We start from the raw sequence: 14,527 nt of genomic DNA on the forward strand, positions 1-14,527 counted from the left end.
CACCTTAGTCCCATCTTCTGTTTTTTTGACTAGGTATAAAGTTGTTTTTTGTTGAAATCGATCTAAAACACTAGTTCTTGAGGCAGTTTTTTGATCGGAAGAATGGGGTAGAAAATCGGCAATGAAACCGGCCCGACTACGCAGGACCCTGCTCACCTGTTTTTTTCTGAAGATCTGCTAACGCATTAGGAAAATGGTCATTGTTTTGCTTTAGCGCTTTAAGGGCAGTTTCATAATCTACTAGGAATAAAATCATAAGAATAGCCGCCCGTGTATTGCCATTGGCCCGGTCATTCATCGTTTTGGCGGTCACTTCATCCACACCGGTTATGTCTTGAATTATTGAAAGTGACCGGTTTCGGAGTTTTTCATTGGTAGCCTGCACGTTTACCATCAGGTTTTTGTAAACCTTGCCAAGCTTGATCATTGCTGCGGTAGAAATCATATTCAGCACCATCTTTTGGGCAGTGCCGGCTTTTAGGCGGGTTGAACCGGTTACCACTTCCGGTCCGACCGGAACCTCAATCGGGAATTTTACGAGTTCCGACAGTTCGGAACCATTATTGCAAGAAATTCCGACCGTGGGAATTCCCCGTTCGTTTGCCCGATTAATGGCTCCAAGAACATACGGGGTTCTGCCGCTCGAAGCAATTCCAATGAGGACATCTTTTTCGGTTACCAAAGAGTCGACAGCCGCTTTCCCTTCTTCCTGATTGTCCTCTGCATCCTCGATCGCATAGCGAATCGCTTTTTCCCCACCGGCAATGATTCCATTGACCAACTCATGGGGAACGCCAAACGTCGGCGGGCATTCGGATGCATCGAGAATCCCGAGTCGGCCGCTTGTTCCCGCCCCCATATAAAACAATCTCCCGCCTTGCTGGAGTGCGTTTACCGCCACGTCAATCGCATCGCGAATTTGCGGCAGGGCCTGCTCGACAACGAGCGCCACTTTCTGGTCCTCCTGATTCATCAGCCGGATAATTTCAAGTGTAGATAATTGATGCAAATTCTCAGAGTCCTTATTTCTCATTTCTGTCAACAACATGGGATCAAATCCTTCATAATCATTATTTAACCGCACCGGCAGTCAGTCCTTCCATAAATTGCTTCGATGCAATAAAGAACAGAATCATCATTGGAAGTGACGACAAGGTCAGGCCGGCAAACAATGCGCCCCAGTCAGCGGAATATTCGCCGAACAGGCTCAGCATCCCGACCGGAATGGTCTTTTTCAAATCGTCGGTAATAAAAATCAACGGGAAGAAGAAGTCGTTCCACGATTGAATAAAGTTAATGATCATCACAGTGCCAAGCGCCGGGCGCATCAAGGGCAATACTACATTCCACAAGATTCTGAGGTCCGTCGCTCCGTCGATTCGCGCCGCTTCCTCCAATTCAGCCGGCATCGTTCTGAAAAATCCGGTTAAAATCAAGATGGACAGCGGAATGCCTGTCGCTGTATACATCAGAATCAGAGACCACAAAGAGTTCGTTAGCCCAAGATCCTTCATCAGCATGAACAGCGGCACAATCCCGAGTTTAATCGGAATCATCATCCCCATCAGGAAGATGAAAAACAGGACGTTGTTCCACCAAAACGTATAGCGGGCAATGTAAAAAGCCGCGAGTGACGTTGTGATGAGGATAAGCAACACTGAAACCACACTGACGAACACGCTGTTGTAAAAATAGGTCATGAACGGAACCCGATCCAACAGGTTTTGATAGGTTTGAAGACTGAAGCTTTTCGGCAGCGACAGCGGGCTCATCATGATTTCCATATTCGGTTTAAAGGATGATAAAATCATCAGTATAATCGGATATAGACTGATAGAGGCGAATAGAAAGGCAACGATATAATAGATTGGCTTTGTCCAGATAGTTTGTTTCACCTTTATTCACCCCTACATTTCCACTTGTTTTTTCTGCATTGATTTCAAATAAAACGCCGTCACGATCGAGATGAAAATAAATAATACGACGGCCAAAGCTGACCCAAGCCCAATTGCCGTGGAATCCCCGGTCGACCCGCCAAAGGCGAGACGATAGAAATAAACGGCCAGCGTGTCGGTCGATCGGTACGGCTCCCCTTGCGAGCCTTGCATCGCATAAACGAGTTCGAAAGCTTCGAAGGATTGGATAAACGTCAGCACCGTCATAATCGTAATCGACGGCATCATTAGCGGCAGCATAATGGTTCGGATCATCGTGAACCCTTTGGCCCCGTCTAAGCGCCCAGCTTCGATCAATTCTTTCGGAATCGCTTGGAAGCCGGCGAGGAAAATTAACACCGCAAAACCGATTCCAAACCAACAGTTGACGAGAATAATCGCCAGCAGCGCGGTATCGGGATCACCAAGCCAAGCCTTCTTCAAGTTCTCGAGACCCATTTTTCCAAGCAGCACATTAAGCGCTCCGAAGTTAGGGTTCAAAATCAGCTTCCAAAGAAAACCGACTACGATGACCGATAACAGCCGCGGCAGGAAATAGGCCAGTTTGAAAAATTCCGCCCCACGGATTTTTTGATAGATGATAAACGCGAGAAAAAAGGCCAGCCCATTCTGTACGACCATTTGCACGGCAAAATACAGGAAGTTGTGGCCAAAGGCATTCCAGAACATGCCGCTAAATGGCTCGGCCGTAAACAGATTCTTATAGTTTTCCAACCCGATAAATGCGCCTTTTTTGATGCCCTTCCAGTCATAAAAACTGTAGGCAAGCGCCGCCACCAGCGGGTAAACTATGAACATACCATAAATGACAAGGGCGGGAATAGGGAAGAGATGGATGCCCCACCGCTTCCTTTTCTTATGTGTTTTCTGCGTGATTACCTCTGGATTGATTTCTGTTTGCATATTCACCGCCACCTACTTTTAATTTAATGCACTTTTACTGTTGAAACGGTTTAAACCAAGTTTCAGCATTTTCTTGGACTTTTTTCGCGGCGCCTTCAGGAGTTTGCTTACCTAAATACATTCCTTGAAGTTCCGTTTCGAGCGTTGCCTTTGAAGTTGGGTTACCGCCGGCAAAATGAACAACCATCATGTATGGAGTCGAGATTTTTTCAACAGCTTCGCTTAAGCCGGTAACCAATTCATCCTGTGACTTCACGCCAGGCATGGCACTGATCATCTTAAATTCGTTTGTAAACAGCGTTGCAAACTCTTTTGTTGCTAAAAATTCCATGAATTTCTTTGCTTCTTCTTTGTGCTTGGATTTCGCATTAACGGCGAATGATCCATCAACCCATGCGGTAATGGTTGCTTCTTTTCCAATAGCGGATGGCATTGGGAAAAAGCCGATTTCAATATCAGGATTCAGTCCGCGTACGACTTCAATTTCCCAGCTTCCCATTGGGAACATTGCTGCCGTGCCAGTGGCGAAAAGCGTACGAATATCTTCCATTCCCAGTCCTTCATAGTTATCTGGGAAGAATTTCTTCAGTTCATCCATTGCTTTAATTGAGTTTACAAATTCTGGGCTGTTAAAATTGGTCTCGCCTTTGGTAATCTTTTCGACAAACTCATTGCCGCCATAATGGGCCGGCCCAAAAATCCCGTGTGCTGCCGATAATAACCAGCCTTCCTTGCTGCCGAGGGCAATCGGAACAATTTTCTTGTCTTTTAATGTTTGGGCAAGTTTAATGAATTCATCCCAAGTCTTTGGCTCTTTCAGGCCGTTATCCTTAAAGATTTTCTTGTTATAGAACATTTGCGTTGTACTCATATTGAGAGGCACGCCATATTGCTTGCCGTCAGTTCCCTTTGAGGCATTCAGCGCAGCTTCCGGAAATACGTCAAGTCCTGTTACACCATCAAGCGGCTCCAGATAACCTGCATCAGCAAGCGCGATACCAGGTGCGTATGGGCGCAGGTGGATGATGTCCGGACCTTCACCGCTTTGTAAAGCAGTGTTCAGGATTGTGTTGTACTCGGTATTTTTCGAAGGCTTAAATTCCACTTTAATGTCAGGATTTTTCTTATTGAATTCGGCAATAACTTTTTCGTATTTGGCCGTATCCTCTGTGCGCCAGCTTCCGATTGTGAGTGTTACTGCTTCTTTTTTTGTGTCATCATCTTTTGGTGTACCTTCTGTTTTCTCCGTGCCCCCTTTGTCATTTGAACACGCTGTTGCCAAAACGAGAATCAGTGTGAACAAGCCAAACAGCCATAGTTTCCCCAGTTTTTTCATCGAAAAAATTTCCCCCTTAAAAAATGTTTTATTTTTTCCTCGGCAAGCCGAGGGAGTTACTTATTTTACGGAACAGCCATGCTTTGCCGTCTAAAGTTTTCTTGGGAGTCTGATCTATGATGGAAATGAAGTAGTGTATAGAATGGCAGACGGTTAACAGACTATCTATCTGCCGGTTGTCTTTTTCAATATGTTAACGGCTTTGCGGGTTCTTTCAAGTGCTTCAATATTTTTAGATTGATTGGATCGGGTGACACCAAGGAATAGAATATCGATGACATTCAGTTGGGCAATCCGCGAGCTCGTCGCCCCGCTCCGGACATCCCGTTCCAGAGAGGTTGTATGCAGCTTTACATCCGCCAAATCGGAAACATGATTATCCCCGGACTTCGTCAGCGAAATTATTTGGGCGCCACTTTCCTTGGCAACCCTTAACGCCTCGATGACGTCCTTCGTTTGCCCGCTGTAGGAGATGCCGATCGCGACATCCTGTTTCGTCAGGTTGGCAGCAATCGTGATTTGCGTATCGCCGTCAAAGCCTTCCTCACACCAGCGCCCGATTCGCGTCAGCTTTTGCTTTAAGTCCATGCCCACGATGGCAGATGCGCCAATCCCAAATACCGCCACCTTTCTGGCCTGGGATAAAAGGTTGACCGCCTGTTCAACTTCCTCTTCGGACAAAACCATCAGCGTGTTTTGAATTGATTGGATATTGTTCTGCGAGATGGTCTGAATGAAGGATTTTGCCGAATCATCCTTGGGAATATCCTCATAAAGATTATTTTGCGGTTTAGCCAATTCATAAGCGATTTTGAGTTTCAACTCCTGAAACCCCTTACATTTCAGCGACCTCGACATCCGAATAATCGTTGCCTCGCTGACCTTGGCCTTTTCGGCCAGTTTTTGAACAGATAGGTTGACTACCTCTTGCGGGTGACGCAGGATGTATTCTGCAGCCTTCTTTTCTGAGGGTTTGAAGCTGTGCATGCCCTCTTGGATAAAAATAATCTCTTGGTTCATCGTCTTCACCATATGTATGTGTCTTTCCCTCATTATATTAAATAATATTTCAAAATTCAATGAAATTTCGGAAATTTTGTTTCATTTACTAATCTACATAATTTGCTATTTTTCTACAACCATACTTTCATTTTACTAGCAGTATCCTTCGGACCCTATTGGAAAAAAATAATAACTATTCATGAACAAACACTCCCAACCAATGTATGAAAAAATTTTTTCACAGAAAAAGCCTGCCTGGATTTCAGGCAGACTTCGATGTTAGCTTCTTTTAATGGCGCGTTGCTTCATCTTCGACGCCAGCCAGAAGCCAGCCGTTAATGAAAATGCATCCACAACAATAAGCCAGAATGTATTTGTATAGCCTTTATAAACGGAAGCGGCGATGAGTGCCACGGTCAATATCAGTCCGATTACCCGGTTGTAAGTGACCCGAGTAAAAAGCAAAACCAACAGACCTGGCAGCAACAATGCCGACATAAACCTGATCACTTCTACCATAGTGGAGCCCCACCTCGTTCATTACTGATTTTATTCTAGAAATTAACTGTGAAAAAAGCAACAAATAAAGATCAGAAATGATGTTCCACCAATGTTTTTCGTTGGGTAAAGAGACTAACTGCAATAAAGCCGAGAAAGGAAATAAGTATCGGCAACACCACCGTATGCAGCCCAAGCGCATTCGGATAAAAACGGTCAAACAAGATGTAGGAACCCATCCCCAATATCATCGAAGTAATCGCACCGTACTTATTCCCCCTGCTCCAATACAATCCGAAAATCACCGGCCAAATAAAGACCGATTCCAGGCCGCCAAACGCAAACAGGTTCAGCCAGATAATCAAATCAGGCGGACTTAGCGCCAGCAGAATAACGATTATCCCGATAATCGCCGTTACGCTGAAGCTTATTTTTTTAATATGCTGATCAGCAGCATTCGGTTTGATGTAATTTAAATAGATATCCTTGACCAATGCTGAGCTTACTAAAATCAACAGCGCATCGACTGTCGACATGATCGCCGCCATCGGAGCCGCGAGTACAATTCCTGCCACAAACGGCGGCAGTACCTTCAACGACAAAAGCGGCATGACCGTGTCGCCTATTTTTATGCCGGGCAAAACCGGCCTGGCAAACACACCAATCAGGTGCATACCGAGCATAATGATCCCAACGACAATCGTCCCGATAATAATGGCGCTGTGCATCGCCTGCGAATTTTTATAGGACATTGCCCTGACAGCAATTTGCGGCAGACCAACAACCCCGACACCGACTAAAATCCAAAATGAGGAGACATAGGCGGGTGTCAAGGTACGCTCGGCACCAAACGGACTAATTAAGTTCGGGTTTTCCGCGGCTAGGTCGGAAATGATCCTTGGAACCCCGCCGCCCGCTTTGATGGTGGCGATTAGGAGAATCAGCGTCCCCATAAACATCACCACACCCTGAACGGTATCGGTCAAGGCCACCGCCCGAAACCCGCCGACAATCACAAATACCAGAACGGAAAAAGCAAAAATCATCAGTGCCGTTGTATAGGGAAGCCCAGTTAACGATTCGACAAGGCGGGCTCCGCCAATCCATTGCGCCGTCATTGACGAAAACAGAAAGATGATAATGCTTGCCGCCGACAGGATGACGACAGTCTTACTTTGATACCGCTCTTTCAGGAAATCAATCAAGGTAATCGCCTTATATTGCCGGGAAACAATCGCAAACTTTTTCCCCAACACCATCAGAACAAAATAACCTGTCGCCAGCTGAGCCATCGCCAGCAGCACCCAGCCTAACCCCTGAGTATAAGCGACGCCCGGTCCGCCGATAAAAGAGCTTGCACTGCCATAGGTGGCCACCATCGTCATAGCCAGGATAAATCCGCCCATCTGTCGCTCACCGAGAAAATACTCCTCCAAAAATGAGTTGGATTTGAGGACAAATTTATTCGACCAAAAGCCGACAGCAAAGATAATCAATAAGAAAAGCAGCATTGGAGTAATCACCGTCCAGTTCATTCGGCACCACCTTCTTTCTCGTCGAAGGGCACTGCTTTAAACAGAAATTTTAAGGCCAGGATGACGAGAATGATCATAAATATCGTCCCGGCAATACAGCTGTAAAAGAACCAGGCCGGCAGACCCAATATGTATGTGTAATCTTCAACCTTGGCGGAACCGAGGCCATAAGCAAATCCGTACCAAATGATGAAGTTAATGATGACCAGGGCGACGCCGATCAACGCTTCGCGGTGGGCAATTTTAAATCGCTTATCCAGCGGTTTTGCTTGCTTTTTCATAAAATCCTCCTTAGGGATAGAAACTTTGGTATCCCTGTTGTCTAAAGTCTTGTTAGTTTATGTAATAAAGAATATATTACCAAAGTTAACTGCAGGGAAAAGGGGCTAATCAAAAAAAATAACGAAAAAGGTCTATTTTTATAAAATGTTGGAATTACTTGTCAGTCATCATGAAAGGGTTTTGGAGTTTTATAGTACATTTTGACTGTTTTTTCGATAAACCGTTAAAATATTTACAAATTTTCATAATAATTTTACTATTGTAGTATACTCTTATTTCTTCGGGATACTAAATTTCAGCACGCCCACGTATTCAAGTAGAGCGAAGGAGGGAATATGTTAAAAATACATATTTCATAGGTTGCAAGTCTAGTAAAAAATTATTTTGAGGGGGAGTAATATGAAAAAGAGACGGATTCTTTCCACAGCATTGGCATTGTCTTTAGGCCTAGGACTGGTACACGCTGCAGCAGCGACACCAACTGGCAAAGCAAGACATCCGCCGCGGCGCAAGCCTAATGAGCTATGACCCAGGTCTAGTAGTTTGGTATGTTGATGAAACCTACGATAACAACTGGACAGGTGTTCACCCTGGCGATGGTTTCCTTGGTGTGGTCGATGCAGACCAGCATACGGTTTCCTGGAGCGATAAGTCAGTCGGTGCCACTCGTTACCAGCTGCACGATGCTGCGTTTGGTCTTGAAAAAACCAATAAAATGTATTTGGATTACAAGAATCTATTAGGGACAACGATGACTGATAACTTCACTCAGCGCAATCCGTTATTTGATGACGGTGCTAATTACAGCAATCCTAGTCTAGCTGATGCCGGCCGTAACGTGCCAAACTACGGATTAAAATTCCGTGTTGTCGGCCAAAGTGCTGATGGTACTGTTGGTAAAGTGTTAATCTTTAAATAAGAGAGTAATAGGGTGCCCCGATGGACACCCTATTTTCTTTTTAAAAGAAATCCTATTATAAAAATAGATGCTGCCGCTAAGATGATTTTTCCTTGAATACTCCATTCAAGCACCTGCTTAATCGAATAAGCTTCAATTAACAGGGCGGGAATTTTACCAAGTGTGCTAGCGATGGAAAAATTAATGATGCCCATTAGGCTGCCGGCACTCACAAATGTCACCAGTCCGGATGGAATGAATGGAAAAATCCTGAGGGCAATAACCAGCAAAAATGCTTCTGTGCCTTTAGTATACTGTAGTTTTTTTAAATAATTGTTTTTGATTTCGGGTTTGACCTTGTTAATGCCTTTTCGATATAAATAGAAACTGACCACGGCCCCGAAGGCTTCCCCGAGGATGGAAATCACCAATCCCTGTATAACGCCGAAAAAGGTAATATTGGCGGCTGTGAGAAAGACACTCGGGATAACCCCAAGGACGCTGATGACAATATTTATGATAATGCTCAACCACACAGCAAAGCCGCCGCTTGTTTCAAACCATTCTAGCAACTGTGTTTCCATGTCAACCTCGTCCCCCAAGATCCCCGTTGCATTCATTTTATATCTTTAGGGTCAATAAATATAGGGGTCCTTGGAAAAGAACACCTCGTTATTTAGGAATAAGCTAGTGAATCTAAAGTAGGGGTGCCCCGAAGAAGGGGACACCCTTTCATTTAGGTAAAGATTGAGGATGCTTTCATAGTGACCGAGGGCTTCCGATTTTTGCTCGGACGGGTAGTATGAGCGCTCATAGTGACCGTCTGCTCCAGGTTTTTGGTCAGTCGGGCGTTATGAACCTCTTATTCTACCATCATGAGAACATTTTCCTTAGATTTTTCGTTGGAGTTGTCTTCATAGGATTTCACTTATTTTTTACCTCGTTTTGTCCTCAAGAGCCGATCACAAGAAGAACCCGCCATTCGGCGAGTTCCTATTTATGACAACAGTTTCTGAATCAAACTATTGGTCAGGTTTGGCACGATTTCAAGCGAGTAGGTCATTTCCATTCTTTCGAGTTTTTTGTGTGCGTCCAGACCATAAGGACCGATATTAATAACTGGCACATTGATATCGCGGATGTCCTGATATTCCACGTAATGCTTGGTGCCCCAGCCCGGATTATTATTCGAAACGGCTTGGATGCCTTCTTCATCATCACTAAGGGCAACAAAGCTCATGTCCGAAATGTACGGGAAGAAATTCCGCGTCACAATCGGATGCGGGTAGGACGGCTGGACCGTTTCCACTGCTTGACTCAAGGCATTAAGCAGCGTCTGCTCCTTGTCATTCTTGCCAGACAGTTCAATCCGCGGCGAATATAAAGACGAGTAGAATACGATAATCGCCGGATTTTTATCCTTCATCCATTTCCAGGCTTCCTCGACTACACGAGCGGCAAACATCCGTGTATCAAGGTCTTTGTCCTCTAGAAGCGCATTTTTAAATTGGCTTATATGAGAAACAAAGGCATCACCATGCTCCCCAACCAGCATCTTTTCCATTTCTTCATACGTGAACACTCTTGGTGTCCAAGGTTGTTTCACGTACGGCTCGCCGCTTAGGCTCGCGTATTTCTTATAGCGTTCATCAAACGAGTTTAACGCTTTTTCAAAGGCAATCTCTGCTTGCTCCTTCAGCTTTTCCAGCACATCCTTCGGCGACCAGGAATGGATGAAAAAGTTGTAGTAAACATACGCAGATAGGGCTGTTTGAACTGTATAGGACGGTTTCAGGTCTGTCTGCTTCAAGGAAACAGGAGGCACCGTCAGCTCGCCAAATGCTTCGTTGCAAAGCTCGGGATTATAATCGATTTGCTTTGTGAGCTCCGCGGCAATGAAATTGGGATCGAGCCCTTCGAATGCAGATCCGACGTGGGTTTCTGCACCTGTTATAAAAAACGATGGCAATAGCTTCCCGACTGTGCCCAAATAAATATATCGATTGTCATCGCCCTGATAGCGCGGAGAAACGAAATCTGCGTTGATGGCAGCCACGTAGTCAAAGCCATGCTCCTCCCTCCAGTTTTTCAGCACCTTTAATGACGACAAAACCCCATGCGAGCTGTCTTCCTCATCACATTCTGACAAGAAGACAATATTTCCGTCCAGCTCTTCAGGATGCTCCGAATAGTATTTCAATAGATAAAGGTTGCTAGCGACACCGCTCTTCATATCGAGGACACCTCGTCCGAACAGCCAGTCGCCGGATTCGAGGTGCTGTCTAGCCGAAGCAGGCAATTCCTCGCCCCTCAAAGACTCCATCAATTGGTCCGGGTAGCAGGCATGCTCCTTCAGATGGGTAAAATCATCAATTCCAACCGTGTCCATGTGCCCCATCAGAATCACTGTCCGGTTGCTCTCCCCTTTCGTCCCTTTTACAAAGGCCAGCACATTGTAGCGCTCATGCTCATCCTGAAGCGTTTGCTGGAGCAGAAGATGAGATGGGTTTTGCGTAAAATATGGAAATGTGGATAAAAGTGTGTATAAAGAATGGGCAATTGTTTTTTCGCCATTGGTATTTACGATACTTTCAATATTCACAAGTTGATTCGTGAATGCCAATACGTCCTCGCGGCAATTCAGCATGATGAAAGACTCCTTTTTTCATAGATTGTTATTGTAAAAAAATTTATACCATTCAATCAATATTCGTCAAGCTTTTTCCATTACGATAATTCATGCTTGCAGATGAATAAATATTACTATATACTAAAATTGTCGAAAAAACTGAATATTAAATCCTCATCTTTTCAAGCGTTTGAGATGGGGTAGAGGTCGCGATTAATAAGAGTATCCTATTGGAGATTCAGTGAAATCTATGAAAATAGGAAAAAGGATTAATCGCCGAAGCATACGGAATCACTGTTTCCGTATAGCTGGGGCTGCACTCGAAAGGGGCAGAACTGTCACAATTTTTGCGAATTGTGGAGAACTATCTTTATTCAAAGCTTAGATGAGGGTGTCAGGCACCGTCATATCCATAAGACGGTGCCTTTTATTTTTCTAAAGGGGGAAAAACATCATGAAAAAACTATTAATTGCCGGGGTTTCTGCACTCATGTTGATGTTATCGGCATGCGGAACAGACGAAGGAAGCAAAACAGGACAAGCCAAAGGGGAAGACCTTAACCTAATCAAACAAGGAGAGTTCTCCTTTGCCATGAGCGGACAATATCCGCCATTAAACTTCAAAAAGGATGGAAAGTTGACTGGCTTTGACGTGGAAATCGGCACAGAAATTGCTAAACGAATCGGATTAGAGGCAAAACCTGTAACAAACCAATGGGAAACGATCATCCAAGGATTAAAGGCCAAAAAATATGATGCTATTATCGGAAGCATGACGGCGACACCTGAGCGCGACAAGCAGGTTGACTTCACGGAGCCATATTATCTATCAGGCGCCCAGATTTTCGTCGCTGACGGCAACAATGCGATTGTCTCAAAAGAGGATTTAAAAGGAAAAACGGTCGGAGTCATCCAGGCTAGCACTTGGAAGGACATGGCTGAGGAATTATCCAATCAGGTAAAAGGCTACCCATCCGATGTCAACGCGCTTCAGGACTTGGAACTAGGACGTCTCGATGCGGTGATTACCGATAAAATTGTCGGCTTAAACGCTAAAAATGAAAAAGGGTTGAAGATAAAAGAAATTGGCGGCCTGTTAAATGAGGACCGCGTTAGTGTGGCCGTTTCAGAAGGAAACAAGGAGCTTGCCGAAAAGATCAACAAGGCAATTGACGACATGCTTGCAGACGGTACGTACGAAAAGATCAGTAAAAAGTGGTTCAACACGAACATCATGGAGAAGCAATAATTGATTTTTCCAGGAAACAACCAGATAACGTAAGCTCGAATGCACGGGCTTGCGTTATTGTTTAAGGAGGCAAGAGCATCATGGATTTTTTGCAAAATATTATTGGGATTCTGAGTGAGCATGGCCTTGCATTCTTGCAAGCCTCTTGGATGACCATTTCTATCACCATCATATCCCTTCTATTTGCGATGATCATTGGCATCATCTTTGCAGGGTTTAAAATCTCTTCCATCAAATTTCTTAATCGGGTCGCAGACCTTTATATCGGCATTATCCGTGGAACGCCGTTAATCGTGCAAATTATGTTCCTGTATTATGGGATTGCCAATATCTTAACACTGAACAGCTTCACCGCCGGCGCCCTGGCGTTGAGCATCCATACTGGCGCCTACATTGCGGAAATCTTCCGCGGGGCGGTCCAATCGATTGACCGCGGCCAGATGGAAGCGGCGAGATCTTTAGGGATGAGCTATCCGCTGGCGATGCGAAGGATTATTTTTCCACAGGCATTAAAACGGGCAATTCCGCCGCTTGGGAACCAATTCATCATCAGCTTAAAGGATTCTTCCCTCGTTGCCTATATTGCCGTAACAGACTTATATAATACAGCCCTCACCGTCCAAGGTGAGAACTATATGCCGTTTGAGACCTATTTTGTTGTCGGGCTTTATTACTTAATCATCGTGTTAATTTTCACCTGGTTCTTCAACCGATTGGAGAAAAAGCTCGATGTCAGTAAACCGAAGGGAGCGGCGATTGCATGATTAATGTTCGGAATTTGTCAAAATCTTTCGGTGGACTTCAGGTTTTAAAAAATATCGATTTAGATGTGAAAAACAGTGAAGTTGTCGTTCTCATCGGAGCGAGCGGTTCAGGAAAGAGCACACTGCTTCGTTGTTTAAACTTTTTGGAAACCGCTGAAGCTGGTGAAATTACCATCGGGGATGAAAAAATTAATCCGGCCACAACGAATTTGAATAAGATGAGAGAAAAAGTCGGAATGGTATTTCAGCATTTTAACCTGTTCCCTCACATGACGGTGTTGGAAAATATTATCGAGGCTCCCGTCCATGTGAAAAAGATGGGGCGTGATCAAGCCACCACTCTGGCCGTGGAACTGCTAAAAAAGGTCGGGCTGCACGATAAGGCGCATTTCTATCCAGACCAATTATCAGGCGGACAAAAACAACGGGTCGCGATTGCCAGGGCTCTGGCAATGCAGCCGAAAGTAATGCTGTTTGATGAGCCGACTTCGGCCCTTGATCCCGAGCTTGTTGGGGAGGTTCTGCAGGTTATGAAGGATTTGGCCCTTGATGGCATGACGATGGTAATCGTGACCCATGAGATGGGCTTCGCCAGGGAAGTGGCCAGCCGCGTTGTGATGCTTGCCGACGGGCATATTATAGAAGAAGGCAGACCGGAGGAAATCTTTGCGAATCCAAAGCATGAGCGGACGCAGCGGTTTTTAAACCAGATTTTATAACTATAATGAAGAAACAAGGTACTTCGTTTAAGTGCATCGTATCACTTACACATTGCGATATTTGCGGAATTTTTTCAAAAAGCGCCTGCCCCCTACTATTGATTAGGGGCAGGCGCTTCCTTCGTGTTACTTGTTATTTAGACCTTTTTCACAAATTCAGATTTCAGTTTCATCGCTCCGAATCCGTCAATTTTGCAATCAATATCATGATCACCTTCAACTAAGCGGATATTTTTAACTTTTGTACCTATTTTTAAAACGGAAGAACTCCCTTTCACTTTCAAATCCTTGATGACGGTTACAGAGTCTCCATCGGTTAAAACATTTCCATGTGCATCATTAACGACCTTTTGGTCATTATTATTTTCCGGCGAAGATCCTGCAGCCCATTCATAGGCACATTCCGGGCAAACTAGAAGACTTCCATCCTCATATGTATATTCTGAATTACATTTTGGACAATTTGGTAAATTTGACATCCTGCATTCCTCCCGTACCTGGTACCACCCAGCTTTTGTTTGAAACAATGGTGTCCAGGGCGATATTTTCTAGCTGCCATCCCAGCATACCCCATATCTGTTCCTTTTGCTATTAATCCCATTTCCATTCCTCTTCCAATCATCCTATTAAAAGAGAGTCTTTTCGTTAATAACGTGCGCCTCTTTAACACGTAGAATATTTTCTGGAATATTTTTTAAATATTGAACCCAAAAAGCTTAAAAAACCGTCTTCAATAATGGATACTATTCGATTATTT

General features: G+C 44.6%; 15 protein-coding genes, 1 pseudogene and 1 riboswitch. Of the genes and pseudogenes, 5 read left to right on the plus strand and 11 right to left on the minus strand.

From position 1 onward, the window contains the following. Positions 1-136: 136 nt before the first annotated feature. The 8 genes from murQ to M3234_RS00085 form a co-directional block, all read right to left on the minus strand. Positions 137-1,084 (minus strand): N-acetylmuramic acid 6-phosphate etherase, encoded by a 948-nt coding sequence (gene murQ, locus M3234_RS00050; protein ID WP_311315610.1) that lies wholly within the window; start codon positions 1,082-1,084, stop codon positions 137-139. Beyond that, positions 1,071-1,895 (minus strand): carbohydrate ABC transporter permease, encoded by an 825-nt coding sequence (locus M3234_RS00055; protein ID WP_262302717.1) that lies wholly within the window; start codon positions 1,893-1,895, stop codon positions 1,071-1,073. Before M3234_RS00055 ends, murQ begins: the two co-directional genes overlap by 14 nt. Before the next feature lie 12 nt (positions 1,896-1,907). Beyond that, the gene (locus tag M3234_RS00060) at positions 1,908-2,858 is read right to left on the minus strand and encodes a carbohydrate ABC transporter permease (protein WP_262302718.1); all 951 of its coding nucleotides are present in this window, start codon (positions 2,856-2,858) and stop codon (positions 1,908-1,910) included. A 34-nt stretch (positions 2,859-2,892) separates the two neighbouring features. Next, positions 2,893-4,194, minus strand: coding sequence for an ABC transporter substrate-binding protein (locus tag M3234_RS00065; RefSeq protein WP_262302719.1), 1,302 nt, complete (start codon positions 4,192-4,194; stop codon positions 2,893-2,895). A gap of 165 nt (positions 4,195-4,359) precedes the next feature. Beyond that, positions 4,360-5,214 carry a MurR/RpiR family transcriptional regulator gene (locus M3234_RS00070; protein WP_262302720.1) on the minus strand — a complete coding sequence of 285 codons (855 nt, stop codon included), beginning with the start codon at positions 5,212-5,214 and terminating at the stop codon, positions 4,360-4,362. A 261-nt stretch (positions 5,215-5,475) separates the two neighbouring features. Continuing rightward, complete coding sequence (locus M3234_RS00075) at positions 5,476-5,715, minus strand: CsbA family protein (protein WP_262302721.1); 240 nt, start codon at positions 5,713-5,715, stop codon at positions 5,476-5,478. A 71-nt stretch (positions 5,716-5,786) separates the two neighbouring features. Continuing rightward, the gene (panF, locus tag M3234_RS00080; protein WP_262302722.1) at positions 5,787-7,229 is read right to left on the minus strand and encodes a sodium/pantothenate symporter; all 1,443 of its coding nucleotides are present in this window, start codon (positions 7,227-7,229) and stop codon (positions 5,787-5,789) included. Next, the gene (locus M3234_RS00085; protein ID WP_262302723.1) at positions 7,226-7,510 is read right to left on the minus strand and encodes a YhdT family protein; all 285 of its coding nucleotides are present in this window, start codon (positions 7,508-7,510) and stop codon (positions 7,226-7,228) included. The genes panF and M3234_RS00085 overlap by 4 nt, the downstream gene beginning before the upstream one ends. Before the next feature lie 400 nt (positions 7,511-7,910). On the opposite strand from M3234_RS00085, the gene M3234_RS29135 reads away from it, so the two are divergent. After that, positions 7,911-8,039 carry a hypothetical protein gene (locus M3234_RS29135; protein WP_285858173.1) on the plus strand — a complete coding sequence of 43 codons (129 nt, stop codon included), beginning with the start codon at positions 7,911-7,913 and terminating at the stop codon, positions 8,037-8,039. Further along, positions 8,005-8,430, plus strand: a pseudogene (locus M3234_RS00090) (protease); the annotation flags it as partial. The gene M3234_RS29135 and the pseudogene M3234_RS00090, both read left to right, overlap by 35 nt. A gap of 29 nt (positions 8,431-8,459) precedes the next feature. Here M3234_RS00090 and M3234_RS00095 read toward each other — a convergent pair. Together M3234_RS00095 and M3234_RS00100 are read right to left on the minus strand one after the other, a co-directional pair. Next, complete coding sequence (locus M3234_RS00095; RefSeq protein ID WP_262302724.1) at positions 8,460-8,993, minus strand: TVP38/TMEM64 family protein; 534 nt, start codon at positions 8,991-8,993, stop codon at positions 8,460-8,462. Positions 8,994-9,406: 413 nt separating this feature from the next. Next, a complete protein-coding gene (locus tag M3234_RS00100) occupies positions 9,407-11,056 on the minus strand; it encodes a M20/M25/M40 family metallo-hydrolase (RefSeq protein WP_262302725.1) in 1,650 nt (549 codons plus the stop codon). A gap of 175 nt (positions 11,057-11,231) precedes the next feature. Beyond that, a riboswitch (Lysine riboswitch) is annotated at positions 11,232-11,413 on the plus strand. Positions 11,414-11,492: 79 nt separating this feature from the next. Between M3234_RS00100 and M3234_RS00105 the strand changes: the two genes are divergently transcribed. The 3 genes from M3234_RS00105 (at position 11,493) to M3234_RS00115 (ending at position 13,770) form a co-directional block, all read left to right on the plus strand. Beyond that, positions 11,493-12,287, plus strand: coding sequence for an ABC transporter substrate-binding protein (locus M3234_RS00105; protein ID WP_262302726.1), 795 nt, complete (start codon positions 11,493-11,495; stop codon positions 12,285-12,287). An 80-nt stretch (positions 12,288-12,367) separates the two neighbouring features. After that, positions 12,368-13,051, plus strand: coding sequence for an amino acid ABC transporter permease (locus M3234_RS00110; protein WP_262302727.1), 684 nt, complete (start codon positions 12,368-12,370; stop codon positions 13,049-13,051). After that, a complete protein-coding gene (locus M3234_RS00115) occupies positions 13,048-13,770 on the plus strand; it encodes an amino acid ABC transporter ATP-binding protein (RefSeq protein WP_262302728.1) in 723 nt (240 codons plus the stop codon). Before M3234_RS00110 ends, M3234_RS00115 begins: the two co-directional genes overlap by 4 nt. Before the next feature lie 137 nt (positions 13,771-13,907). Here M3234_RS00115 and M3234_RS00120 read toward each other — a convergent pair whose 3' ends face one another. Continuing rightward, the gene (locus M3234_RS00120; protein WP_262302729.1) at positions 13,908-14,249 is read right to left on the minus strand and encodes a zinc ribbon domain-containing protein YjdM; all 342 of its coding nucleotides are present in this window, start codon (positions 14,247-14,249) and stop codon (positions 13,908-13,910) included. Positions 14,250-14,527 lie beyond the last annotated feature (278 nt).

This window comes from Neobacillus niacini (genome assembly GCF_023715785.1).
GTDB lineage: Bacteria > Bacillota > Bacilli > Bacillales > Cytobacillaceae > Neobacillus > Neobacillus niacini_E.

What these genes read in the sequence shown, in the direction of transcription:
- M3234_RS00060 (WP_262302718.1), bottom strand. Translation starts at nt 2,858, where the DNA reads ATGCAAACAGAAATCAATCCAGAGGTAATCACGCAGAAAACACATAAG.
- M3234_RS00065 (WP_262302719.1), bottom strand. Translation starts at nt 4,194, where the DNA reads ATGAAAAAACTGGGGAAACTATGGCTGTTTGGCTTGTTCACACTGATT.
- M3234_RS00070 (WP_262302720.1), bottom strand. Translation starts at nt 5,214, where the DNA reads ATGAACCAAGAGATTATTTTTATCCAAGAGGGCATGCACAGCTTCAAA.
- M3234_RS00075 (WP_262302721.1), bottom strand. Translation starts at nt 5,715, where the DNA reads ATGGTAGAAGTGATCAGGTTTATGTCGGCATTGTTGCTGCCAGGTCTG.
- panF (WP_262302722.1), bottom strand. Translation starts at nt 7,229, where the DNA reads ATGAACTGGACGGTGATTACTCCAATGCTGCTTTTCTTATTGATTATC.
- M3234_RS00085 (WP_262302723.1), bottom strand. Translation starts at nt 7,510, where the DNA reads ATGAAAAAGCAAGCAAAACCGCTGGATAAGCGATTTAAAATTGCCCAC.
- M3234_RS29135 (WP_285858173.1), top strand. Translation starts at nt 7,911, where the DNA reads ATGAAAAAGAGACGGATTCTTTCCACAGCATTGGCATTGTCTTTAGGC.
- M3234_RS00095 (WP_262302724.1), bottom strand. Translation starts at nt 8,993, where the DNA reads ATGGAAACACAGTTGCTAGAATGGTTTGAAACAAGCGGCGGCTTTGCT.
- M3234_RS00100 (WP_262302725.1), bottom strand. Translation starts at nt 11,056, where the DNA reads ATGCTGAATTGCCGCGAGGACGTATTGGCATTCACGAATCAACTTGTG.
- M3234_RS00105 (WP_262302726.1), top strand. Translation starts at nt 11,493, where the DNA reads ATGAAAAAACTATTAATTGCCGGGGTTTCTGCACTCATGTTGATGTTA.
- M3234_RS00110 (WP_262302727.1), top strand. Translation starts at nt 12,368, where the DNA reads ATGGATTTTTTGCAAAATATTATTGGGATTCTGAGTGAGCATGGCCTT.
- M3234_RS00115 (WP_262302728.1), top strand. Translation starts at nt 13,048, where the DNA reads ATGATTAATGTTCGGAATTTGTCAAAATCTTTCGGTGGACTTCAGGTT.
- M3234_RS00120 (WP_262302729.1), bottom strand. Translation starts at nt 14,249, where the DNA reads ATGTCAAATTTACCAAATTGTCCAAAATGTAATTCAGAATATACATAT.